The organism is Crassaminicella profunda, assembly GCF_019884785.1.
In the GTDB taxonomy this organism is placed as follows: domain Bacteria; phylum Bacillota; class Clostridia; order Peptostreptococcales; family Thermotaleaceae; genus Crassaminicella; species Crassaminicella profunda.
In genome coordinates this window covers 3,233,883-3,257,273 of record NZ_CP082326.1, presented here as the reverse complement: position 1 = coordinate 3,257,273, position 23,391 = coordinate 3,233,883, and the positions used below count along the sequence as shown (strand labels likewise).

Annotated in this window: 24 protein-coding genes; 21 read left to right on the top strand and 3 right to left on the bottom strand. The window is 32.9% G+C overall.

The genetic code is table 11. The features are described 5' to 3' along the window. Positions 1-28: 28 nt before the first annotated feature. The gene (locus tag K7H06_RS15155) at positions 29-565 is read left to right on the top strand and encodes a flavin reductase family protein (protein WP_223036875.1); all 537 of its coding nucleotides are present in this window, start codon (positions 29-31) and stop codon (positions 563-565) included. A gap of 61 nt (positions 566-626) precedes the next feature. Here the strand turns inward: K7H06_RS15155 and K7H06_RS15150 are convergent, their stop codons facing one another. Then, the gene (locus K7H06_RS15150; RefSeq protein WP_223036874.1) at positions 627-887 is read right to left on the bottom strand and encodes a hypothetical protein; all 261 of its coding nucleotides are present in this window, start codon (positions 885-887) and stop codon (positions 627-629) included. 214 nt (positions 888-1,101) lie between these two features. Between K7H06_RS15150 and K7H06_RS15145 the strand changes: the two genes are divergently transcribed. The 13 genes from K7H06_RS15145 (at position 1,102) to K7H06_RS15085 (ending at position 14,416) form a co-directional block, all read left to right on the top strand. Then, positions 1,102-2,400, top strand: coding sequence for a double-cubane-cluster-containing anaerobic reductase (locus K7H06_RS15145; protein WP_223036873.1), 1,299 nt, complete (start codon positions 1,102-1,104; stop codon positions 2,398-2,400). Positions 2,401-2,410: 10 nt separating this feature from the next. Next, entirely contained in the window at positions 2,411-2,662 is a 252-nt protein-coding gene (locus K7H06_RS15140) for a putative Se/S carrier protein (RefSeq protein ID WP_223036872.1), read from the top strand. 13 nt (positions 2,663-2,675) lie between these two features. After that, entirely contained in the window at positions 2,676-3,446 is a 771-nt protein-coding gene (locus K7H06_RS15135) for an acyl-CoA dehydratase activase (RefSeq protein ID WP_223036871.1), read from the top strand. Between the two features lie 149 nt (positions 3,447-3,595). Further along, positions 3,596-4,270 carry a FadR/GntR family transcriptional regulator gene (locus K7H06_RS15130; RefSeq protein WP_223036870.1) on the top strand — a complete coding sequence of 225 codons (675 nt, stop codon included), beginning with the start codon at positions 3,596-3,598 and terminating at the stop codon, positions 4,268-4,270. A gap of 233 nt (positions 4,271-4,503) precedes the next feature. After that, entirely contained in the window at positions 4,504-5,145 is a 642-nt protein-coding gene (locus tag K7H06_RS15125; protein ID WP_223036869.1) for a bifunctional 4-hydroxy-2-oxoglutarate aldolase/2-dehydro-3-deoxy-phosphogluconate aldolase, read from the top strand. 12 nt (positions 5,146-5,157) lie between these two features. Further along, complete coding sequence (locus K7H06_RS15120; RefSeq protein ID WP_223036868.1) at positions 5,158-6,183, top strand: sugar kinase; 1,026 nt, start codon at positions 5,158-5,160, stop codon at positions 6,181-6,183. Positions 6,184-6,676: 493 nt separating this feature from the next. Beyond that, positions 6,677-7,708, top strand: coding sequence for a C4-dicarboxylate TRAP transporter substrate-binding protein (dctP, locus tag K7H06_RS15115; protein ID WP_223036867.1), 1,032 nt, complete (start codon positions 6,677-6,679; stop codon positions 7,706-7,708). 93 nt (positions 7,709-7,801) lie between these two features. Continuing rightward, positions 7,802-8,305: a TRAP transporter small permease gene (locus tag K7H06_RS15110; RefSeq protein ID WP_223036866.1), complete on the top strand. Its 504-nt coding sequence runs from the start codon at positions 7,802-7,804 to the stop codon at positions 8,303-8,305. A gap of 2 nt (positions 8,306-8,307) precedes the next feature. Then, positions 8,308-9,597: a TRAP transporter large permease gene (locus tag K7H06_RS15105; RefSeq protein WP_223036865.1), complete on the top strand. Its 1,290-nt coding sequence runs from the start codon at positions 8,308-8,310 to the stop codon at positions 9,595-9,597. A gap of 173 nt (positions 9,598-9,770) precedes the next feature. Then, positions 9,771-10,412: a GntR family transcriptional regulator gene (locus K7H06_RS15100; RefSeq protein ID WP_223036864.1), complete on the top strand. Its 642-nt coding sequence runs from the start codon at positions 9,771-9,773 to the stop codon at positions 10,410-10,412. Between the two features lie 25 nt (positions 10,413-10,437). Further along, a complete protein-coding gene (locus K7H06_RS15095) occupies positions 10,438-11,460 on the top strand; it encodes a zinc-binding alcohol dehydrogenase family protein (protein WP_223036863.1) in 1,023 nt (340 codons plus the stop codon). 23 nt (positions 11,461-11,483) lie between these two features. Continuing rightward, on the top strand, positions 11,484-12,929 hold the full coding sequence (locus tag K7H06_RS15090; protein WP_223036862.1) for a tagaturonate reductase: 1,446 nt from the start codon (positions 11,484-11,486) through the stop codon (positions 12,927-12,929). Next, on the top strand, positions 12,929-14,416 hold the full coding sequence (locus tag K7H06_RS15085; RefSeq protein WP_223036861.1) for a UxaA family hydrolase: 1,488 nt from the start codon (positions 12,929-12,931) through the stop codon (positions 14,414-14,416). The genes K7H06_RS15090 and K7H06_RS15085 overlap by 1 nt, the downstream gene beginning before the upstream one ends. A 31-nt stretch (positions 14,417-14,447) precedes the next feature. On the opposite strand, the gene K7H06_RS15080 is transcribed toward K7H06_RS15085, so the two are convergent. Further along, on the bottom strand, positions 14,448-15,296 hold the full coding sequence (locus K7H06_RS15080) for a helix-turn-helix domain-containing protein (RefSeq protein ID WP_223036860.1): 849 nt from the start codon (positions 15,294-15,296) through the stop codon (positions 14,448-14,450). Between the two features lie 214 nt (positions 15,297-15,510). Between K7H06_RS15080 and K7H06_RS15075 the strand changes: the two genes are divergently transcribed. The 6 genes from K7H06_RS15075 (at position 15,511) to K7H06_RS15050 (ending at position 20,880) form a co-directional block, all read left to right on the top strand. Further along, positions 15,511-16,524, top strand: coding sequence for an alcohol dehydrogenase catalytic domain-containing protein (locus K7H06_RS15075; RefSeq protein ID WP_223036859.1), 1,014 nt, complete (start codon positions 15,511-15,513; stop codon positions 16,522-16,524). Positions 16,525-16,609: 85 nt separating this feature from the next. Further along, positions 16,610-17,275 carry an RraA family protein gene (locus tag K7H06_RS15070; RefSeq protein ID WP_223036858.1) on the top strand — a complete coding sequence of 222 codons (666 nt, stop codon included), beginning with the start codon at positions 16,610-16,612 and terminating at the stop codon, positions 17,273-17,275. Then, the gene (locus K7H06_RS15065) at positions 17,275-17,616 is read left to right on the top strand and encodes a UxaA family hydrolase (protein ID WP_223036857.1); all 342 of its coding nucleotides are present in this window, start codon (positions 17,275-17,277) and stop codon (positions 17,614-17,616) included. The genes K7H06_RS15070 and K7H06_RS15065 overlap by 1 nt, the downstream gene beginning before the upstream one ends. Positions 17,617-17,680: 64 nt before the next feature. Further along, complete coding sequence (locus tag K7H06_RS15060; RefSeq protein ID WP_246637545.1) at positions 17,681-18,901, top strand: UxaA family hydrolase; 1,221 nt, start codon at positions 17,681-17,683, stop codon at positions 18,899-18,901. Between the two features lie 3 nt (positions 18,902-18,904). After that, on the top strand, positions 18,905-19,672 hold the full coding sequence (locus K7H06_RS15055) for an SDR family NAD(P)-dependent oxidoreductase (RefSeq protein WP_223036856.1): 768 nt from the start codon (positions 18,905-18,907) through the stop codon (positions 19,670-19,672). Between the two features lie 260 nt (positions 19,673-19,932). Beyond that, the gene (locus K7H06_RS15050) at positions 19,933-20,880 is read left to right on the top strand and encodes a sugar kinase (protein WP_223036855.1); all 948 of its coding nucleotides are present in this window, start codon (positions 19,933-19,935) and stop codon (positions 20,878-20,880) included. A 124-nt stretch (positions 20,881-21,004) separates the two neighbouring features. Here the strand turns inward: K7H06_RS15050 and K7H06_RS15045 are convergent, their stop codons facing one another. Then, entirely contained in the window at positions 21,005-21,178 is a 174-nt protein-coding gene (locus tag K7H06_RS15045) for an H-type small acid-soluble spore protein (protein WP_223036854.1), read from the bottom strand. Between the two features lie 185 nt (positions 21,179-21,363). Here K7H06_RS15045 and K7H06_RS15040 point away from each other — a divergent pair, with 185 nt between their 5' ends. Next, complete coding sequence (locus K7H06_RS15040; protein ID WP_223036853.1) at positions 21,364-22,962, top strand: NAD(P)/FAD-dependent oxidoreductase; 1,599 nt, start codon at positions 21,364-21,366, stop codon at positions 22,960-22,962. Positions 22,963-23,391 lie beyond the last annotated feature (429 nt).

Below are 23,391 nucleotides of genomic sequence, written 5' to 3'. Positions count from 1 at the left end.
TAAATAATCAGGAAAGGGTGAAGGGAATATGGAAAAACAAACAATAGAATTTCCAAAGTATACTACAGAAATGCTAGAAATCTTAAAAAGAGGCCGTGTATTATTAGTTGGTCAGGGAAAGGATGGGAAACCTAACCCTATGACGATTGCTTGGGGAAGTATAATGTTTTCTTGGAATAAACCTATCTTTGTTGCCATGGTGAGAAGTTCAAGATATACATATAAACTTATGGAAGAATGCGATACCTTTACGGTAAACTTCTTTGACGAAAGTTATAGTGAAGCCATGAAGTTTTGTGGAACGAAATCAGGAAGAGATTATGATAAGTGGAAAGAAACTAATTTAACACCAGTAAAAGGGAAAAGTATAGATACGGCAGTTATTGAAGAAGCTATGATTAATATGGAGTGTAAAACCATCTATAAAGATGAAATGAATTTAGAGTTTCTTGAAAAAGCTATTATAGATCAAAAATATGATACTAGTGTAAATCCTGAAAATGTTCCCCATATATTTTATTTTGGAGAGATTATGGATATGTATGGAGAGATAGCAGAAAAATAATACTAGAAAAGAGGCGAAAATTTTCGCCTCTTTTCTATATGAGTTGATAGGGTGATTGGTATTATTTTTTGTTAGTATGCTCTTTTATATTGCCTAATACATTACAAAGCGTATCGCATGTCCCAATCCCTGCAACACCAGAGAAAAGGCCATATATAATATACTCTGCTGTTGAAGGTAATTCTAAGAAAAAAAAGCTACCGATTACGCCTAATGGAAGTGCTATTAGATGAGCATATTTTTTAGCAAGTCCAAATTTTTCTAGTGTCTCAACAATACCAAAAACTACAGCAATTAAGATACCTATTTTAGAGTCGATCAAAATATCACCCCGCTTTAGTATACGACCAATAAGCTAGAGTAGTGATTGGCTTTATGAAAAAATTGATTACTAGAAACAAATATATAAGAGTTATGAATGATAGGATATATGCTTATAATATTTTTCTATATATATGAAACCTTGGAAGATAATATATTATAATTGAACTATAAGTGTTGAAAAATTAAGAAAACAAGAATAGGGAGGACGAAAGATGGCTGATTATAGAGATTTGTGGAAAAGTTTAAATATTGACTTAGAAAAACATGATCAATTATGTGCAGTACTACCAGAGTTTTTTGGAGATATTTATTTATCTCAAGAGAATCGTCCTGAAAGTATGAACTATTATAATTTCGTTGTTTCAGAAATACATGGATATAGAATAAAAGAGCTAGCTGAATATAGAGAAAAAGGTGGAAAGGTATTTGGAAGCTTTTGTGTATTTGTACCAGATGAAGTAGCTTTAGCAGGGGATGCTGTTGTAGTAGGGTTATGTGGAGGATCTGATTTTTGGGTTTCTGATGGAGAAAAGGTGCTTCCAAGAAATATGTGTCCACTCATTAAAGCTTCTGTAGGAGCAAAGGTTGGTGGAACCTGTCCATATTTTCAATCAGTAGATATGTTAGTGGGAGAAACAACTTGTGATGGTAAGAAGAAAGCATGGGAAATTCTCGAAGAGTATACCCCTATGCATGTAATGGATTTACCACAAATGAAAAGAGAAAAGGATAAGCTTCACTGGATGGATGAAATTAAAATATTTAAAGAGCAAGTAGAAGAATTAACAGGGAACACTATTACAAAAGAGAAATTAGAAAAAGGTATCAAACTGATCAATCAAAAAAGAAAAGTTCTGCAAAGATTATATAACACAAGAAAGGCAGAAAACTTACCAATTAGCGGAAAAGATGCACTTCTTATCACACAAATAGCCTTTTATGATGATCCAAATAGATTTATTGAAAAGACTACAGAACTTTGTGAAGAATTAGAAGCTCGTATAGAAAAAGGAGAAAGTGTTTTTAAGGAAGGAACGAAAAGAATCTTAGTAACAGGAACCCCTATGGCCATACCAAACTGGAAAATGCATCATTTGATTGAAACCAGTGGTGGAGCTGTTGTCTGTGAAGAAACCTGTACAGGAACAAGATATTTTGAAAATCTAGTAGATGAAAATAAAGATACCCTAGAAGGGCAAATCAGAGCTTTAGCAGATAGATATTTAGGTATTAACTGTGCATGCTTTACACCAAATGAAGGAAGAGTTGATGATATTATAAGATTATATAAAGAATATAAAGCAGAGGGAGTTATTTATTATAGCTTACCATTCTGTCATACCTATGCACTAGAGTATAAAAAAGTAAAAGAAGCATTAGACAAAGAAGGCATTCCTGTTATGATGATTGAGAGTGATTATAGTCTACAGGATGCGGGACAAATTAAGACAAGACTCGAAGCTTTCTTTGAAATGCTTGAAACATCTAAGGAAGCAGCTGTCACAAAGTAAGGTGAAAACTATGAACCTCCAAACCTATATATTATTTCCATCTCATACGGATGGATTAGCATTAGAAAAAGTATTAAAATCAAATGAGATAAAATATACAATTGTTCCAACGCCTAGGGATTTAAGTAAATGTTGTGGCATATCCATTAAGATTGATCCAGATCAAAAAGAGAAAATAGAGGGTTTAATCCAAAAAAATCCAGATATTAAGATAGAAGGAATTCACACCGTTGAAAGAAAAAAAAGAAACTGGTTTGTATAAGGAGGAAATAGCTTTGTATTCAGTAGGAATTGATGCAGGGTCTGTAGCTACGAAGGGAGTACTTTTCAATGGACAAATAGTTCATACGGTAACGATTCCAACAGGATGGAGTCCTAAAACTGCATCAGAAAATGTTTTAAATACTTTGTTAAAGGAGACTGGCGTAAAAAGGGAAGAAGTAAAAAAAATTATAGGCACAGGGTACGGCAGAATATCTATGGATTTTGTAGACAAAGCAGTGACGGAAATTACTTGTCATGGTAAAGGTGCACATTTCCTTAATAACAAGATAAGAACCATTCTTGATATAGGAGGACAGGATAGTAAAGTTATTAGTTTAGATGAGAACGGTAATGTATGTGACTTTTTAATGAATGATAAATGTGCAGCAGGAACAGGAAGGTTTTTGCAGGTGATGACCAATTTATTAGGAGAGGAAATTGAAAAAATCGACCAGGTAGCACAGTATGCTAATCCTGAGTCCATTACCAGTATGTGTACAGTCTTTGCTGAATCAGAAGTAATTAGCCTTCTTGCAAATGGTGCTAGTAAAGAATCAGTTGCAGCAGGAATCATAGAATCTATTGCCAACAGAGCAACAGCCCTTCTTAGTAAGATTAATATCTCTAATGAAGTTGCCTTTACAGGAGGGGTTGCTAAAAGCCAAGTATTAAAAAAAGCAATAGAAGAAAAAATAAAAAAGCCTATTTATATTGCTCATGATACACAGATCGTTGGTGCATTAGGTGCAGCGGTAATAGGGTTTAATAGGATAAGAAAATGAGGAAGTAGGAAAATCTACTTCCTCATTTTTTTATAAAGGGATTTAAAAAAGCTTTTAAAGGTAGAGATATATACTTCTTTTATGATTTGACCAAAATATATGTTATACTACTATATAGAAAAAATGAGAGTTAGGGGTGTAGTAAGGGCATGTTTGATAAAGTGTTGCTTTCAGAAAAAGTAGCAAATAATGTTAAAAATTTAATTATAGATAATGAACTTCAACCTGGAGATAAATTGCCAAATGAAATTCAATTGTCAAAAATATTAAATGTAAGTAGATCTACAGTGAGAGAAGCCATTAAGATATTGGTTTCAAGGAATATATTAGAAATCAAAAGAGGGAAGGGTACCTTTGTTTGTGAAAAACCAGGAATTGCCACAGACCCTTTAGGGGTTACCTTTATGAATAAAAAGGATTTATTATTATATCTATTTGAAACCCGACTGATTATTGAACCAGAGATTGCAGCGTTAGCGGCGAAAAGAGCTACAGAAAAAAATGTAAAGGCCTTAGAAGAGGCATTTGTAAAGATGAAAAAGGATATTTTAGAAGGTAAGGATCATACAGAAACAGATATGGATTTTCATAATATTATTGCAAAAAGTAGTCAAAATCCAATTATCAAAAGAATTGTTCCTATCATTAATGATAGTATTAAGGAAGGGTATTTAGAAACGAAAGATATTCCTGAAAGTGGAGAGAAGGTTATTAGTTATCATGAAAAGGTATTAGAGGCCATAAAAAATAAAGATGAAAAAGCTGCTAGACAACATATGAAAGAACATGTTGAAAATGGTATGCAAGAAATAAGGAAAAAATAAACTGTCAAAGAAGACAGTTTATTTTTTTTGAAATTTTTTAATAAAAATAAATGATATAAAAATAGTTGAAGAACAGACAAACAAACGAATAAAGAAGATTTCTTAGGAAAACGTTATACAAAATTTATAAATATTTCAAAATGACCTATTGACTTTTTTGAGAAGGAATATATAATGTAGATATAAGACATCAGACAACGGACAATGCGAAACCGTTTTAGGGGGAGATAAATATGAAAAGAATGGAAACTATTCGAAAAATTTCTGAAAGTGGTGTAGTTGCTGTAATCAGAGCAGAATCAAAAGAAGAAGGTATGAAAATTATTGAAGCAGTAAAAAAAGGTGGTATTAAGGCATTAGAAATTACTATGACTGTACCAGGTGCTGTAGAAATTATCAAAGAACTATCAGAAGTTTATAAAGATGAAGATGTAATCATAGGAGCTGGAACAGTGCTTGATCCTGAAACAGCTAGAGCATGTATTTTAGCTGGAGCAAAGTATATTGTAAGTCCAAGCTTAAATGTTGAAACCATAAAATTATGTAATAAATATAGAATTCCTGTTATGCCAGGGGTAATGACCATTACAGAAGCTCTTTCTGGAATGGAAGCTGGAGCTGAAATCATAAAGGTATTCCCTGGAAGTGCTTATGGACCATCTATTATTAAAGCATTCAAAGGTCCTGTTCCACAAGGAAACTTTATGCCAACAGGTGGTGTAAATCTAGCAAATGCAGCAGAGTGGATTAAAGCAGGAGCAGTTGCAATAGGAACTGGTGGAGATTTAACAAAGGGTGCTAAAACAGGAGATTATGATTTAGTAACGGAAACTGCTAAAAAGTTTGTAGAAGCAGTAAAAAATGCTAGAGCTTAAGGAGGAATAAAAATGGCTAAAGTTGTAACTATGGGAGAAATTATGCTTAGACTTTCTACTCCAGGGTATGAAAGATTTACACAAGCAAAATCTTTTGATGTAGTTTATGGTGGAGGAGAAGCAAATGTTGCTGTATCTCTTGCAAACTATGGACATGATGCATATTTTGTAAGTAAATTACCAGAAAACCCAATTGGACAAAGTGCAGTAAACCATTTAAGAAGATTCGGTGTAAATACTGATTATATAGCAAGAGGTGGAGAAAGAGTAGGAATCTACTACTTAGAAACAGGTGCATCTATGAGACCTTCAAAGGTTGTATATGATAGAGCAAATTCAGCTATTGCAGAGGCTACTGCGAAAGATTTTGATTTTGATGTAATCTTTAAAGATGCAGAGTGGTTCCATTTCTCTGGAATTACGCCAGCGCTTAGTGAGGAAGCCGCTGTTCTTACAGAAGAAGCATTAAAAGCTGCAAAAAGAAACAATGTTACTGTAAGTGTTGATTTAAACTATAGAAAAAAATTATGGACACCAGAAAGAGCAAAAGAAGTAATGAGTAATCTTATGCAATATGTGGATGTATGTATTGGAAATGAAGAAGATGCAGAAAAGGTATTAGGATTTAAGCCAGGAGAGACTGATGTAACAACAGGAGAACTTGAGCTTGAAGGATACAAAGATATCTTTAAGCAAATGAAAGATCAATTTGGATTTAAATATGTTGTAACAACTTTAAGAGAAAGTTACTCAGCATCTGATAATGGATGGTCAGCGCTTATTTATGATGGAGAAGAATTCTATCATTCTAAGAAATATAATGTAAGAATTGTTGATCGAGTAGGTGGTGGAGATTCTTTTGCAGGAGGGTTAATCTATGGACTGTTAGCTCCTGAAAAAGATTTCAAACAAGCCCTTGAGTTTGCAGTTGGTGCATCAGCACTAAAGCATACAATTTTTGGAGACTTTAACCTTGTATCTGTTGATGAAGTGGAAACATTGATTCAAGGAGATGCATCAGGAAGAGTACAAAGATAATTTTGGTCATATGCCTCAAAACTTAATATAAATAAACAAACAGCATCTGCCTTTCGGTAGATGCTGTTTGTTTTTAATTGAGTAGTTTATGGATATTACTGAATGATAAGTTGAAAAGATTATATGAAAGCATATATTTAGTGAAGAGTAAAGCTAGCTATACCATGGTTTACAGAATTGTTAAAAAGAATGATACAAAAAACAAGATAGAAATTTCATACAAATGATTGACGAAAGATGTAAGTTTGTGTATACTGATATCAGACTGATATATCAGTTAAATATCTATGTAATATCATGTGAAAACGTTTTGCGGGTAAGTGAAATAGAAGTAATAATTAAAAGGATAAGATGGATGGAACAATAAGGATAAGCCTATGAAATATTAATATATGCCGATTTATGGTAAAAGGTTAATGATTTATGAAAGTAACATAAAAGTTTGAAATGTGCAATAGCACAAAAAATACATAAAATGAAAGGAAGAGGGTCTATGAAAAAAAAGAGTGTTATTTTAATGGTGGCTTTATTGGTAATGTCTTTATTAACTGCATGTGGAGCACCTGCTAAGGATTCAGCAGAAACAGCTAAGAATCCAGAGGAAACTAAGCCTGTTATCATTCAAATAGGTTATGGAAACAATCCTGGAGAACCAATTGATCTTGCTGCAAATGAATGGAAGAAGCTTGTTGAAGAAAGAAGTAATGGAACGATGAAGATTGAGTTATTTCCATCTGCACAACTTGGATCTAAAAATGATCTAATCGATCAAATGTTAGCAGGAGATGCAGTAATTACTCTTGCTGATGGTGCTTTTTATGCAGATCGTGGAGTAAAAGATTTTGGAATTGTATTTGGTCCATACTTATTTGACACTTGGGAAGAATGCTGGAAGCTTACTGAAAGTGACTGGTATAAAGAGCAAAGTGCAAAGCTTGAAGAAAAAGGTTTAAAATTATTAGCTTCTAACTGGATGTATGGAGATCGTCATACACTTACAACAAAACCTGTAAAAACAGTAGCAGACCTTAAAGGTATGAAGATTCGTGTTCCAAATAATACGATCCAAATCAAAGGTTTTGAAGTTTTAGGTGCAACACCTACACCTATGGCATTTGGAGAAGTTTATACAGCGTTGCAACAAGGTACTATAGATGGATTAGAAAATCCATTAACAGTTCTTTACAATGGAAAATTCCATGAAGTTGCTAAGTATCTTATATTAGATGCACACGTTAAAAACTTCACTACTTGGATTGCAGGTACAGATTTCTTCAATACCCTTACTCCTGAACAACAACAAATTCTAATTGAAACAGGTAAAGAGGCTGGTATATATAACAACGAAATTCAAGAAAAATTAAATAAAGAAGCATTAGAAAAATTAAAAGCTGAAGGTGTTGAAGTAATCGATATCAACAAAGATGAGTTTAAAGAAAAAGCAAAAGCTTTCTATGAGCTTCCTGAGATTACAAAAGACTGGTCTGAAGGATTATATAACACAGTTAAAGATGCTATGAAGTAAATCTTCTAGAAATAAATGAATAAAGAATAAGATGTATTTAGTACCCGGAGGCAAGAGCTGCCTCCGGATATTATGATTGGAAGGAGGAAATTCATGAAAACGAATAATAAGGCATTTAAATATCTCATGAATATGGATATGATCATTGCCAGTCTTGCATTAATTATACTAGTACTTATAACATTCTTTGGCGTAATCATGCGTTATTTTTTAAATAGTCCTTTTGTTTGGTTACAAGAAGTTCAACTTTGGTGTTTTACATGGGTTGTATTCTTTGGAGGAGGAGCAGCCTTTCGGAGTGGTAGCCATGTGGCCATAGATGTTTTAGTAGATCGAATGCCTCTGACAATGAAAAAAATAGTAGAGGTATGTGGGTATTTAGTGTCCATGATTGTATTAGCCTATTTATTGATGCATGGAACAAATCTTGTGAAACAATTATTACAAACAGGAAGGGTTACAAATATATTACATGTACCTTATCCTATCGTATATGGTGCATTTCCACTTGGATGCGTACTTATGATGATCAACTATACAATGATAATGCTAAAATCATTATCTAATAAGAATGTGAATACAAAAGGTGGTGAATAAAAATGGAGATGAATGTTGTTGGTATAGCGGCTATTGTCATGCTAGTATTTTTATTTTTGAAAGTTCCTGTTTTTACTTCGGTTCTTTCAGGTTCCGTTGTATATTTTGCTCTTTCTCCTAATGTACCTACAAAAATTATTGCACAGCGTGTTATTGCTGGTATTGAGAGTATACCTCTTCTGGCTGTTCCTTTCTTTATTTGTGCAGGGGTGTATATGAATTATTCTGGTGTTACAAAGCGTGTTATGAATTTTGCTGAAGCCCTTACAGGACATATGTCAGGAGGTCTTGCACAAGTAAATGTATTATTATCTACATTAATGGGAGGTTTGTCAGGTTCTAACCTTGCAGATGCTGCAATGCAGGCGAAAATGTTGGTTCCTGAAATGGAGAAGAAAGGTTTTTCAAAAGAATTTTCATCAGTAGTTACAGCTTCTTCGGCAATGATTACCCCATTAATTCCACCGGGAATTGCAATGATTATTTATGGGTCTATTGCAAATGTTTCTATCGGAAAGCTTTTTATAGCAGGAATAGGACCTGGAATATTATTATGTGGTTCTATGATGGTCTTGGTATCTATTATTTCAAAAAAACGTGGATATAAGCCTGTGAGAGAAAAGTTTATAGAGCCAAAAGAATTTAGCATTGCATTAAAAGATGCAGCACTTCCTCTTTGTTTACCTGTTATAATTATTGGAGGAATTCGTCTGGGAATCTTTACCCCAACAGAAGCTGGTGCCGTTGCAATTATTTATTCATTAATGTTAGGAATCATTTATAGAGAGATGAAATTAAAGGATATTATCAGTGGGATGAAGGAGACTATCAATAGTACGGCTTCTATTATGCTAATCGTTGGGGCTGCATCTGCATTTGCATGGATTCTTACAAAGGAGCGTATTCCACAGCAAATCACTGAGTTGATTATCAATATGATATCAAATAAATATATATTTCTTATGGTAGTGAATATATTCTTAATTTGTGTAGGTATGTTTATTGAAGGAAATGCATCCATGATTGTATTGGTACCATTATTAGCACCAGTTGCTAAAGCATATGGAATTGATGAAATTCAGTTTGCAATGATTTTTATATTCAATAGTGCCATTGGTTGTATTACACCGCCTATGGGAACACTCATGTTTGTAACATGTGGAATTACAAAGTGTAAAATTAATGACTTTATTAAAGAGGCAATACCATTTTATATACTTCTTTTTATATGTTTGATGTTGTTAACATTCGTTCCGATTTTTTCAACTGGAATTGTAGACCTTTTTTACTAAGATGGATTAAGGAAAGAAATCAATATATTGAGTTGTTTAGGTATTAAACAATATGCATCCATAGAAGAAAAGGTTTGAAGATTGGAAAGATGATATACAAGAAAATAATTAGAAATAAGAATCGAATATTATGGTAGAATCGAAATAAACAAAAGAGATGGAGGCATATGACATTGAATAAAGGATTATCTCTTAAACAAAAAGCTTATGAATTTATTAAAAATAAAATTATTACTTGTGAGTTAATGCCAGGGTCAGATATTGCAGAGGATGAATTGGCATTAGAACTAGGAAGTAGCCGTACTCCTGTAAGAGAAGCTATTCTTAGATTGGAACAAGAAAAACTTGTAAATATTTATCCGAGAAAGGGGAGCTTTGTGGCTCAAATTACCTTAAAGGATATTCAAGAGATCTTTCAAATTCGTGAAATTGTAGAGACACAAGTAGCAAAAATTGTTTGTGAGTCTATTTCACAAGAAAGACTCCTATATTTTAAAGAACAATTTGAAAAAATGGACGCACAAGGAAAAAATATTTTAGATAAGGAATTTTTTGAATTAGATTTACAGTTTCATAAATTTATTGTTACAAGTAGTAACAATCAGTATTTGATTGAGTTTATTAATAAAATTTATGATAAGGATTATCGAATTCGAGTGCTTACCACAAGTATGTTTGAGGAAGAAAGAAAACGTAATAAAAAAGAGCATTTAGATATTATCAATGCATTTTTACAAAAAGATGAGGAAAAAGTAGAAAGTTACTTACGTGAACATATTAAAAATTCTAGAAGTGGAGCATTAAAAATTCTGTAACATCCTTAGAGGAAGGAAGATTGAGATGGAACAAATGCATGTAGTTGAAATAAAAGAAGCAGGAAAAATTGAATTAGTGAAAAAGCCTATCCCAAAACCACAACCTGGGGAGGCGCTACTTAAAATAAAATATTGTGGTATTTGTGGATCAGATATTGCAACCTATACAGGAAATCAACCTTTTGCAAGTTATCCAAGAATCCCAGGGCATGAATTTTCTGCAGAAATTGTAGAAATTGAAGAAAATACTTTAGGATTAAAGGCGGGAATGATTGTAACAGCAAATCCATACTTCAATTGTGGAAAATGCTATTCTTGTCAAAGAGGAAAAGTGAATTGCTGTGAAAGCAATGAAACAATGGGCGTTCAAAGAGATGGTTCCTTTGCAGAATATATTACTATGCCAATTGAGAGAATCCGTGATGGAAAAGGATTATCAACAAAAACATTGGCATTGATTGAACCATTTTCTATAAGTTATCATGCAGTAAATAGAGGAGATGTTCAAAAGGGAGATCATGTATTGGTCATGGGAGCAGGAGCCATTGGAATGTTTGCTATGATCTCTGCAAAATTAAGAGGTGCAAAGGTTTATATCTCTGATGTTTTTGATGGAAGACTTGAAAAAGCAAAAAGATTAGGTGCGGACGGAGTTATTAATGTAAGCAAGGAAAACTTAGAAGAAAGAGTAAAAGAGATTACCAATGGTAATGGTATGGATGTATGTATAGAAGCTGTTGGTCGTCCAGAAACTTTCTTAAGCTGCATTGATTGTGCTGCTTTTGGTTCAAAGGTAATTTTAATTGGAAATGGCAAAAAAGAAACTACTTTTAATCATTCTATTCTTCTTAAAAAGGAGCTAGATGTTTATGGATCTAGAAATAGTTGTAATGATTTTAGACCATTAATTGATTTAGTAGCAGAGGGAAAAGTAAAAATCGATGAAATCATTACAGATGAATTTGAATTAGAAAAGGTAACGGATGCATTTGAGACATTGATCAACAATGATGGTTCTAAATTAAAAGTAATGGTGAAATTTGATTAGTACATACGAAAGGGGGAAAAATCATGAGACTTAATAAAGAGGTACATGCATGTACAAAATATCCAGAAAGAATTCTACAATTTGGAGAAGGAAATTTTTTAAGAGCTTTTGTTGACTGGAAAATTGATAAGATGAACAAAGAAGCAGATTTTAACAGCAGTGTAGTGGTAGTGCAGCCATTAAAACAAGGTCTCGTTGATAAATTAAATGAACAAGACGGGTTATACACATTATATTTAAATGGAATCAAGGATGGACAAGTAGTTAGTGAACATACAGTTATTGAAGCTATTAGTCGTGGAATCAATCCTTATGAGAATTATGATGAATACTTAGAAGTAGCAAAAAAACCTGAATTAAGATTTATTCTATCTAATACAACAGAAGCAGGAATTGCATTTGATGAAAAGGACAAGTTAAAAGACAAGCCACAAAATAGTTTTCCTGGAAAATTAACAGCTCTTTTATATGAAAGATATAAAGCCTTTGAGGGAGATAAAAATAAAGGATTTATATTGATCCCTTGTGAGTTGATTGAGAAAAATGGAGAAAAATTAAAAGAAATCATATTAAAATATGCGGATCTTTGGAATCTAGAAGAAGGGTTTATAACATGGATTTATGAAGCAAATACCTTCTGTAATAGCTTAGTAGATAGAATTGTACCAGGTTATCCAAGAGATAAGATGGATGAAATTACAAAAGAGCTAGGATATAAAGACCAATTAGTAGTAGAAGGGGAGCAATTTCATCTATGGGTCATTGAAGGACCAGCATGGATCAAGGAAGAGCTTCCAACTGAAAAATGTGGACTCAATGTAATCTTCACAGAGGATTTGACCCCTTATAGAACGAGAAAGGTAAGAATATTAAATGGTGCCCATACAAGTATGGTACCTGTATCCTTATTATATGGACTAAAAACTGTAAGAGAAACAGTAGAAGATGAAACCATGGGACGTTTTGTAAAAGAAGCTGTTTATGATGAAATCGTACCAACTCTAGATTTACCAAAGGAAGAATTAGATTATTTTGCAGAAGCTGTACTTGACCGCTTTAAAAATCCATTTATCAAACATTTTCTTATGAGTATTTCTTTAAATTCTAATTCTAAATATGAAACAAGAGTACTTCCTTCTGTACTTGAATATAAAAACAGAAAAGGAGAACTTCCTAAGAAATTAGTATTCTCACTAGCAGCACTTATTGAATTTTTTAAGGGGAAAATCAATGGTGAAGTAGTAGAATTAAAGGATAATCCAGAGATTTTAGCAATGTATGAAAAGCTTTGGGGTAGTTATGATGGGACAGAAGATGGATTAAAAGATATTGTAAAGGAAGTCCTTAGCCAAGAAAAAATTTGGAAAATGGATTTAAATGCAGTGGATGGACTTACAGATCAAGTAACTCATTACTTAACACAAATTGAGACCTTAGGAATGCAAAAAGCACTTCATGAGGTGATGTAATGAAGCCGTATATAAAAATCAATGAAAAAGACAATGTAGTTGTGGCTCTAAAGGACTTAGATGCAGGCATAGTTTTAGTAATAGGAAACGAAGAAATTGAGCTAAAAGAATCAGTTAAAAGAGGTCATAAGATTGCTTTAGTAGAGATACAAAAAGAGTATGATATTATAAAGTATGGCTATGCCATTGGTTATGCAACTTGTGACATTCACAAGGGTACGTGGGTGCATACCCATAACGTAAAAACAAATTTAGATGGGGTTTTAGACTATACTTTTGAACAAGATATTCATCCACTCCATATAGAAAATAAAAACTTGAACTTTAAAGGATATAAAAGAGAATATGGAAAAATAGGAATTAGAAATGAATTATGGATTGTACCAACTGTTGGATGTGTCAATGGAATCGGTGAATTGATCATTAAAAGATTTAAAGAAGAGGTAAATCCAAAAGATATTGATGGAATAGAAGTGTTTAAACATAATTATGGATGCTCTCAACTTGGAGATGATCATAAAAATACCCAAACCATCCTAGGAAATATGGTTAACCACCCTAATGCAGGAGGGGTTTTGGTATTAGGTCTTGGTTGTGAAAATAATTATATGGAAAGCTTTAAGGAAAATTTAGCATCATACAATGAAAAGAGAGTAAGATTTTTAGTAGCCCAAGAAGTAGAGGATGAAATAAAGATAGGGGTTAAGCTTTTAAAAGAATTGTATGAACATATGAAAAAGGACAAAAGAGAAGAAATATCTCTATCAGAACTAAAAATAGGGCTTAAATGTGGAGGATCGGATGGATTTTCAGGAATTACTGCAAATCCACTACTCGGTGCATTCTCAGACTTTTTAATTGCCCAAGGGGGTACTACTATTCTTACAGAGGTACCAGAAATGTTTGGTGCAGAGACGATTTTGATGAATAGATGTATGGATGAGGAAATCTTTAATAAAACTGTAAGTTTGATTAATGATTTCAAGAGTTATTTTATGAAATATAATCAACCCGTATACGAGAATCCATCACCAGGAAACAAAGCAGGAGGGATTACAACCCTTGAGGATAAGTCTTTAGGATGTACTCAAAAAGGAGGAAGTGCTCCTGTTGTAGATGTATTAAAATATGGAGAAGTCTTAAAAAACAAAGGATTGAATCTACTGAGTGCTCCAGGGAATGATTTAGTTGCAGCAACGGCTCTAGCAGCATCAGGATGTCATATGGTGCTTTTTACAACAGGTAGAGGAACACCTTTTGGAAGCTTTGTACCTACTATGAAAATTGCTACTAACTCTCAGCTCTATAAGCAAAAGCCTCATTGGATAGATTACAATGCTGGTGTTTTGATAGAAGATACATCTATGGATGTAGTATTAAAAGATTTTGTAGATTATGTAATAAAAGTAGCCAGTGGAAATTTTGTAAACAACGAGAAAAATGATTTTAGAGAAATAGCTATTTTTAAAACGGGTGTTACCCTCTAAAAAAATGATATAAAAACCCAATGCCTAATAGTTAGGCATTGGGTTTTGCTTTTTCTTTTCGAAATTTAGCAGGGGTTGTATGAAAATTTCTTTTGAAGAGGTCATAAAAATGACTTAGATTTCCAAAACCGGATTCGAAACATATAGAAGTAATATCCATATCCGTATAAAGTAAAAGTTTTATAGCGTAATTTAATCTTTGCTCATTGATGAATTGGGTGGGGGTAATATTTAAAGATTGCTTTAATATGCGACAAAGGTGTTCATGACTGATTCCTGATAGTTTAAGAAATGCAGGGAGCCCCTTTACGAAATTTTCTTTCTTTTGCATGTCTATTAAAACTTCTTCTAGCCAAAAAGGAAGCTTTGATTGATTGCTTTGTTGGTTTTCTATGAAATACTTAGAAAATAAATGAATCAATAGAATTTTTAATTGAAGCTTGATATTTTTTTTATCATAAATATGTGTAAGAAGCAATTTCTTTACTTGATGTTTGATTACATTTCTTTCTGCACTTAAAAGAAGAACGAAAGGAGAATTTTCAGGATTTAGTAAATAATCTTTTGTAAAACCTTCTCCTAGATAGTTAAAAAGGGTATCTAATGTCTTTTTCGAAAAGGCAATAGTAATATGTTCTCCTTCTTCAATATATTTTTTTGAATGAATATCTTTTGGACGAATAAAAACAAGAGAACCTTCTTCTAGGAGAAATTCTTTTTCATTTAGAGAAAATAATTGTTTGCCTTTGATTAAAAGACAAAATTCGTAAAAATCATGAAAATGTGGAAAAATTGTATGTTCATAAGAAGATTGCATCTCATAATATATTTCAGTCTCAGGATTAATGATTTGCTCGGCAAATTGTTTATGAAAAACCATAAAGACACTCCTTTTTAGAGAAAAAATATAGATTTTATATCAAAATACCAGAAAAAATAGGTCAAGTCAATAGAAGATATAAATAAGCTAAAATGGTAATATAAAAGCAAGAATGAAAAGGCTCGTGTTACCAATTATGAATGATTATATCTCAAAAAAGCATAAATGTTTGAGAATACAAAATAAACCATTGAAATGTTTAGGAGGAATACGGATGAAAGCATTATTTTTAGAAGATACAAAAGTATTTAAAATGAAAGACATCCCTATGATAAAAGATCAGAATAAAGTAACCATCAAAGTAAAAACAATGGGCATTTGTGGTTCTGATATTTCTGCATATAAGGGGGTGCTTCCTTTAGGAACTCTACCAAGGGTTTTAGGACATGAGATTGCAGGAGAGATAGTGAGTGTACCAGAGAATACTAAAGGATTAAAAGTAGGAGACAAGGTAGCAGTTGAACCTTATCAATATTGTGGAGAATGTTATCCTTGCAGTATTGGAAGAACTAATTCTTGTGAAAATATGAGAGTTATTGGGGTTCATGAAAATGGTGGATATATGGAATATATTAACCATGATCTTCATTTAGTACATAAGGTACCATCTGATATGTCTCTTATAAATGCTGCAATGATAGAACCTTTGACTATTTCTATGCAAGCTGTGGATCGAGCTATAGTGAAAAAGGGAGAGTATGTTGTTATTACAGGAGCAGGAACTATTGGATTACTTGCAGCTGTATATGTAAAATACTTAGGAGCTACACCTATTGTTGTAGATCCAGCAATTAAAAGGCTAGAGATTGCAAAGAAGTTAGGGATAGAGTATGTATTTGATCCTGTAAAGGAAGATGTAGTAGAAGAGATATCAAAGATTACAAATAAAAAAATGGCTGAAGTGGTTGTAGAAGCATCTGGAGCTGTACCAGCTGTGAGAAGTGCCATTGACTATGTAAGCTATACAGGACGTATTTCATTAGTGGGATATCCAAAGACAGAAGTACTCTTGCCTACTTTTTTAATTACTAAAAAAGAATTAGATATTAGAGGGGCTAGAAATTGTGTGAAAAAATTCCCAGAAGCAATCCAATTGATTTATGAAGGAAAGATCAAGATAGAGCCTATTATTACCAATGTTATTGATTTTGAAGAAATGCCTGAATACTTTCAAAAAATATCTGAAAATCCTAATGATTATTTGAAAGTAATTGCACAGATGGATTAAATGTATAGAAGAAAATTTAAAATCTTGAAATATATAAGATTGAAAGAGCCGATTAAACAATTAAATGATTGAGGGAGGATTTACTATGGCAGAATGGAAAAATGATGAAGAACTTTTTGACTTGATGAAAAAATATTTATATACACCAGTGGTAGGGGATATATTAGATGAACTTGGAAGATATCATCAATTCTTACCTCAACCCATCCAACCTATGGTGGAAGATATGGTTATTGCAGGAAGAGCTATGCCTGTACTCATGATTGATGTATATGGACCTCAGAAGAAGCCTTTTGGATTGTTGACAGAAGCCTTAGATCAACTGGAACCAGGCGAAGTATACATTGCTAGTGGTGGAGAGATGAGATGTGCTTATTGGGGAGAACTTTTAACTGCTACAGCTAAAAAGAGAGGAGCCGTGGGTGCTATTGTAAATGGATACCATAGAGATACACCAATGGTACTAGAACAAAATTTTCCTGCATTTTCTAGGGGACGTTATGCACAGGATTCATCTGTAAGAACACAAGTAGCAAATTACAGGTGTCCTATTGAAGTAGGTGGTGTATGGATTAATCCAGGAGATTTGGTATTTGCTGATTTAGATGGTGTATTGATTATACCAAAAGAGTTAGAGGAAGAAGTAATTACAAAAGCCCTTGAAAAAGCGAGAGGAGAAAAGGTAGTTAGAAAAGCTATTGAAGATGGCATGTCTAGTACAGCAGTTTTTGAAAGGTTTGGGATTTTATAATGAAAGATCAATTGACGCAAACTTGTTTTCAAATAGATGAAAAAGATAATGTGGCTACTTTATTGAGTGATGTGGAGAAAGGGATTGGTGTTATTACTGGAGATACAAAGGACACGAAAATTACTTTTAATGAAATTATAAAGAGAGGCCATAAAGTTGCTTTATATGATATCCATATAGATGAATTTATCATCAAGTATGGTGTGGTAATTGGAAAAGCAACGAAGAATATTAAAAAGGGAGACTGGGTACATTTACATAATTGTGCAAGCCTTTATGATATGCGCTCATCTACTTTGAATTTAGAAACAGGAGCACCTAATGATACGGAGTATATTTAAGGTTTTAGTTGATGAGCATAAATGTTATATCTGATTTGTAAAAATTTAGGAAGGAGGCGGCTTGATGGCGTATAATATTGAGAATTTAAGCTGGAAAGGATATTTGCGTAAAGATGGAAGTAAAGGGATTCGGAATAAAGTATTAGTAATCTATACGGTAGAATGCTCTTCACATGTGGCAAAAGCCATTGCACAATTCTTTCCAGATGAGGATGTAGATGTGATTGGGTTTACTGGATGCTATGATAATGAATATGTAGTGAGAATGCTCCTTGCCCTTGCAAGACACCCTAATGTAGGAGCTGTTTTAGCAGTGGGACTAGGGTGTGAATATACTCAGCCTAGTAAGATTGCACAGATTGCTACGGAGTCAGGAAGATTAGCAGAATGGTTGTTTATTCAAGATTGTGGAGGAACCCTTAAAACTATTGAAAATGGGAAGAAAATTGTAGCTGGATTTATAAAAAAGTTAAAGATGGAAACGGAAATTGTTCCTATGACTTTTAAGGATTTAACCATTGGTTGTGAATGTGGTGGATCAGATTTTACTTCAGGATTAGCTGGAAATGTAGTAGTTGGAAGGTTATTTGATCGGTTAGTAGATATGGGGGGCAAAGCAATTTTTGAAGAGATTGTAGAAGCCATTGGATTAAAAGAGATCCTTCTTAAAAGAGCATCAAATGAAGAAGCTTATAAAGAAATAGAAGAAACTTATAATAAGGCTTTAGACTATTGTAGATCTGTTCGGCAGTATTCTGTTTCTCCAGGGAACTTTGCAGGCGGATTATCTACCATAGAAGAAAAAAGTATGGGAGCTATTATTAAAAGTGGTAGTCGTCCTATTCAAGGGGTTATTAAAGTATCTGAAAATCCAAGGGCTAAGGGGTTATGGCTTTTAGATAGTGTACCAGATGTGCATTGGATGAATTTTGGATATACCAATCCTAATGATAGTGAAGGATTGATGGATCTAATTTCTTGTGGTGCACAAGTAGTGTTTTTGGTAACAGGAAGAGGGAATGTTATTGGAAGTGCAGTATCACCAACAATTAAAATTACTGGTAATTCAGAGACTTTTAAGCATCTTGAGGATGATATGGATTTTGATGCAGGAAGAGTATTAAGTGGAGAATGTAGTTTAGAAGAGTTAACAGAAGACCTTTTAGGGTATGTTGCTAAGATTTGTTCTGGAGAGTTTAGTAAGGGAGAAAAATTAGGACATAAAGAATATTATATTTCTTATAAGTATCAAGATGAAAATAGAAAAATGAAATGCAGGAGGTAAAGAATGTTAGATTATAAAAAAATCTTTAGTTTAGAGGGAGAACGTGCTCTCATTACAGGAGGAGCTACAGGACTTGGTTTTGCAATGGCTGAGTGTTTTATTCAAGCTGGTGCAGAAGTAATTATTGTAGGGAGAAATGAAGAAAAGTTAAAAGAAGCATGTAAAAAGCTAGGGAAAAAAGCCAATTATCGTCAATTTGATGTAACCCATACAACGAAAGCAAATACATTAGTAGAAGAGATTACAAAAAATATTGGAGAGATTACAATCCTTGTAAATAATGCGGGAGTCCATGTGAAAAAGCCTATAGAAAATATGACAGATGAAGATTTTACACAAACATTAAATGTCCATGTAGTAGGCGCGTTTGCTTTAACAAGAGCGGTGGTTCCTTTTATGAAAAAATCAAAAAAGGGAAGTATCTTGTTTACAGCTTCTATGACATCTATTTTAGGACAGCCCTTTGTTGTATCTTATGCAGCAGCAAAATCAGCTTATTTAGGAATGGTTCGTTCCTTAGCAACGGAAATTTCTCCAGATGGTATTCGTGTCAATGCCATTGCTCCAGGTTGGATTGAAACACCTATGCTACATAAGGCACTAGATGGAGATGATGTAAGAAAAAATAAGATATTAGGACGTACGCCTATGGACAAATTTGGAGATCCTACGGACATTGGTTGGGCAGCTGCTTATCTTTGTTCACCAGCAGCAAAGTTTGTAAATGGGGTATTATTGCCTGTTGATGGAGGAGCTAGTATAGGTTTTTAAATAGAGAAATGATTGATCACTACAAGAAAAATAGTTAACTGTTACTATAGATTGATGATGAATATAAGCATAAAAAAAACGTTAAGGAGATTGATACCCTTAACGTTTTTTTTATGCAGTAATTCCGTATTGAATATTGATTTTTTTGAAAATTAATATATAATAAAAATATATTGACTGATGTCAGACAACCCAACAAGTAATATTATAAGAATCTACAAAAAAGAAAATTGATAAATAAATCTAGGAGGATAGTGTATATGGAAGTAATAACTTTTGGAGAGACGATGGTTCTTTTTAATCCAGATTCAAAGGGTCCATTAAGATATGTTCACAATTTTAGTAAATCTATAGGAGGTGCTGAATCAAATGTAGCTATAGCATTAGCTCGATTAGGACATAATGTAGGATGGTTTTCACGAGTTGGGGATGATGAATTTGGTAGATATATTAAATCTGTTATAAGAGGAGAAGGGGTAGATGTTTCAAGGGTAGTTGAAGATCAAGAAAAGAGTACAGGATTACTCTTTAAAGAACGATTTGCTCATGCAGACCCTAATATTTATTATTATAGAAAAAATTCTGCAACTACAAATCTTACAATAGATGATTTGGATGCTGAGTATATTAAAAAAACTAAAATATTGCATATTACAGGAATTACCCTAGCCCTATCAAAAAGTGCACGAGAAACAGTTTGCAAAGCTGTAGAAATAGCAAAAGAGGCGAATGTATTAATATCATTTGATCCAAATATAAGATTAAAATTATGGTCTATAGAAGAAGCACGTCCTGTACTTTTGGATATTGCAAAAAAAGCAGATATTATTTTTCCTGGTATTGATGAAGGAAAAATGTTATTAGGAACTGATGACCATGAAAAAATTGCAAAACAATTTTTAGAGATGGGTTGTAAAATAGTAACTGTGAAGCTTGGGAAAGAAGGCTGTTATGTTTGTAATAAAAATGAAAGACGTTTTGTAAAAGGATATGTTGTTGAAAAATTTGAAGATACAGTTGGTGCAGGGGATGGATATGCAGCAGGCTTTTTATCAGGAATATTAAAAAAATTGAGTTTGAAAGAATGCGCAGAGCTTGCAAATGGTGTAGGGGCTATGGCAACATTGGTAAGAGGAGATATGGAAGGTTTCCCAACTCATTCTCAAATTATGGAATTTATAGGAAAAGAAAAATATATTGATCGGTAGGAGGAAAAAAGTATGTTAACAATGGAGCACATATAAATATCCTTCATTTTATTCAAAGACCAGAACCGTTGTATTAAACAGAATAATGTTTATGAGTAAAGCCCTCCAATGATGGAGGGTTTTATTAATGGATTTCCTTAAGTTCGTTTACAAGAACATTTTTTTCACCAGCCATAGTTCTTACATAAGCTGTTTGCGTATGGGGATCTAATTTTTCGATCCAGATAGATTCTCCATTATGAAATACAGTGATACTTTTTGCAGAATTAAATATTTCTTGTGCTCTTTGAAAGTTCATAAATCATCTCTCCTTATTCAATTGAATATTAGTTTATCTATGTTCATGTCTTGTTATAGTTTTCCAATGGCAAGAAGCTTATATACATAGTTCAATGAAAAAAAGGATATAAAAATAAGTTCACAAATGAAAACGCTATAAATGTGGTATAATATCTCATAGTTTAAAGGAAAGGAAGAAAAGAGATGATTCGTGTAAACGAAATAAAATTAACATTAGATGAAGATCAAAACCTTTTAAAAGGAAAAATATCAAAAAAATTAAGAGTAAAGCCTGAGGAAATTATTGATTATAAAATATATAGAGAATCAATAGATGCTAGAAGAAATACTATTTCCTTTGTGTATAGTATTGATGTAAAAGTAAAAAATGAAGAGAAGGTATTAAAGAAAAATAAAAATGTGAAAAAGAGTCCTAAACTTGTCTATGAGGATGTATCTTCAGGAAATAAAAAACTTGAGAATCGACCTATTATAGTTGGTATGGGTCCTGCTGGTATGTTTGCAGGATTAATTCTTGCACAGAGGGGATATAGACCGATTATTTTAGAAAGAGGACAAGACGTAGATACAAGAAGCAAGGACGTAGAAAATTTTTGGAAGAGCGGAAAATTAAAATTAGCGTCAAATGTTCAGTTCGGGGAAGGGGGAGCAGGAACCTTTTCTGACGGAAAATTAACCACAAGAATAAAGGATATAAGATGTAGAAAAGTATTAGATGAATTTGTAAGAAATGGAGCACCAGAAGAAATTCTTTATGCCCAAAAACCTCATGTTGGAACGGATATTTTAAAAAATGTGGTCAAAAATATAAGAAAATCTATAGAAAACTTGGGAGGAGAAGTTCGATTTGGTAGCAAAGTAACGGATTTTTTAATAGAAAATGGAAAGATTAAGGGATTAGAGATTAATGGAAATGTTCGAATAGAAACAGAAGAAGTACTCCTAGGGATTGGTCATAGTGCAAGAGATACTTATGAAGTTTTACATGAAAGAGGGATACAAATTAGACAAAAGCCCTTTTCTATTGGTGTAAGAATAGAACATCCACAAGGAATGATCAATAATTCTCAATACAAACAATTTGCAGAGCATAAAAGATTAGGGGCAGCTGATTATAGACTGACTTATCAAAGTAAAAAGGGTAGAGCTGTTTATACATTTTGCATGTGTCCTGGAGGAATGGTTGTTGCAGCATCTTCTGAAGAGAATATGGTGGCAACTAATGGGATGAGTGAATATAAGCGAGACCAAGAAAATGCGAATAGTGCTCTGTTGGTACAAGTAAATACAGAGGATTTTGAAAATGATCATCCACTAGCAGGGGTAGCATTTCAACGAAAATGGGAAAAACTTGCTTTTGAAGTAGGGGGAAGGAATTATTCTGCTCCAGTTCAATTAGTTGGAGATTTCTTAAAAGATGTACCCTCGAAAGAACTAGGAACTGTAAAACCTTCTTATGTACCTGGTATAAAATTGACAGACTTGAAAAAATGTCTTCCAGATTTTGTGATAGAATCTATGAAAGAAGCTATTGTTGAGATGGATAAAAAATTGAAAGGTTTTGCCATGGATGATGCAGTGATGACAGGAGTAGAAACAAGAAGCTCAGCACCTATTCGAATAGAAAGAGATGGGGATACTTTAGAAAGTATCAATATAGAAGGATTGTATCCTACGGGTGAAGGAGCAGGGTATGCAGGAGGAATTATTTCTGCTGGCGTAGATGGGATTAAAGCAGCAGAGAGAATTATAGAGAAATATATGCCTTTTATAGAAGAATAACCAGCATTTTGCTGGTTATTTTAGTATATGGATAGTAGTAAAGTGTATTAGAGCTGCAATCCTCTAATTAAAACTTTACAAAATATTCAGAATATGATAAAATAGTCTTGCTAAAGTTGTGCGATGAAATAGTTCTGTTCGACTTATATTTCTTAAATAACAGAAGGAACAAAAGTTTAAGAAAACTTTCCTTCAAATTTTTGTCTAATCAAGATATTTCTTTTCTTTATTATTATTTTTTCTTATGATTTACTCGATTATTTACTTATATTTTTAAATTTATCTTATAGGAAATACCGTAGAATTAAATAAGTGGTTGGTGATGAAATCATTTTTTAGCGTGCATAATTCTTCAAATGCATGTTTGGAAGTGTTAATTTTTTCAATTCCAATATTGTAAAATTTTGCTAAATAAAACATAATATTACA

Excerpts from the sequence above, each read along its gene's own strand:
- K7H06_RS15155 (WP_223036875.1), top strand. The coding sequence starts at position 29 with ATGGAAAAACAAACAATAGAATTTCCAAAGTATACTACAGAAATGCTA.
- K7H06_RS15145 (WP_223036873.1), top strand. The coding sequence starts at position 1,102 with ATGGCTGATTATAGAGATTTGTGGAAAAGTTTAAATATTGACTTAGAA.
- K7H06_RS15140 (WP_223036872.1), top strand. The coding sequence starts at position 2,411 with ATGAACCTCCAAACCTATATATTATTTCCATCTCATACGGATGGATTA.
- K7H06_RS15130 (WP_223036870.1), top strand. The coding sequence starts at position 3,596 with ATGTTTGATAAAGTGTTGCTTTCAGAAAAAGTAGCAAATAATGTTAAA.
- K7H06_RS15125 (WP_223036869.1), top strand. The coding sequence starts at position 4,504 with ATGAAAAGAATGGAAACTATTCGAAAAATTTCTGAAAGTGGTGTAGTT.
- K7H06_RS15120 (WP_223036868.1), top strand. The coding sequence starts at position 5,158 with ATGGCTAAAGTTGTAACTATGGGAGAAATTATGCTTAGACTTTCTACT.
- dctP (WP_223036867.1), top strand. The coding sequence starts at position 6,677 with ATGAAAAAAAAGAGTGTTATTTTAATGGTGGCTTTATTGGTAATGTCT.
- K7H06_RS15110 (WP_223036866.1), top strand. The coding sequence starts at position 7,802 with ATGAAAACGAATAATAAGGCATTTAAATATCTCATGAATATGGATATG.
- K7H06_RS15105 (WP_223036865.1), top strand. The coding sequence starts at position 8,308 with ATGGAGATGAATGTTGTTGGTATAGCGGCTATTGTCATGCTAGTATTT.
- K7H06_RS15095 (WP_223036863.1), top strand. The coding sequence starts at position 10,438 with ATGGAACAAATGCATGTAGTTGAAATAAAAGAAGCAGGAAAAATTGAA.
- K7H06_RS15090 (WP_223036862.1), top strand. The coding sequence starts at position 11,484 with ATGAGACTTAATAAAGAGGTACATGCATGTACAAAATATCCAGAAAGA.
- K7H06_RS15085 (WP_223036861.1), top strand. The coding sequence starts at position 12,929 with ATGAAGCCGTATATAAAAATCAATGAAAAAGACAATGTAGTTGTGGCT.
- K7H06_RS15080 (WP_223036860.1), bottom strand. The coding sequence starts at position 15,296 with ATGGTTTTTCATAAACAATTTGCCGAGCAAATCATTAATCCTGAGACT.
- K7H06_RS15075 (WP_223036859.1), top strand. The coding sequence starts at position 15,511 with ATGAAAGCATTATTTTTAGAAGATACAAAAGTATTTAAAATGAAAGAC.
- K7H06_RS15070 (WP_223036858.1), top strand. The coding sequence starts at position 16,610 with ATGGCAGAATGGAAAAATGATGAAGAACTTTTTGACTTGATGAAAAAA.
- K7H06_RS15065 (WP_223036857.1), top strand. The coding sequence starts at position 17,275 with ATGAAAGATCAATTGACGCAAACTTGTTTTCAAATAGATGAAAAAGAT.
- K7H06_RS15060 (WP_246637545.1), top strand. The coding sequence starts at position 17,681 with ATGGCGTATAATATTGAGAATTTAAGCTGGAAAGGATATTTGCGTAAA.
- K7H06_RS15055 (WP_223036856.1), top strand. The coding sequence starts at position 18,905 with ATGTTAGATTATAAAAAAATCTTTAGTTTAGAGGGAGAACGTGCTCTC.
- K7H06_RS15050 (WP_223036855.1), top strand. The coding sequence starts at position 19,933 with ATGGAAGTAATAACTTTTGGAGAGACGATGGTTCTTTTTAATCCAGAT.
- K7H06_RS15045 (WP_223036854.1), bottom strand. The coding sequence starts at position 21,178 with ATGAACTTTCAAAGAGCACAAGAAATATTTAATTCTGCAAAAAGTATC.
- K7H06_RS15040 (WP_223036853.1), top strand. The coding sequence starts at position 21,364 with ATGATTCGTGTAAACGAAATAAAATTAACATTAGATGAAGATCAAAAC.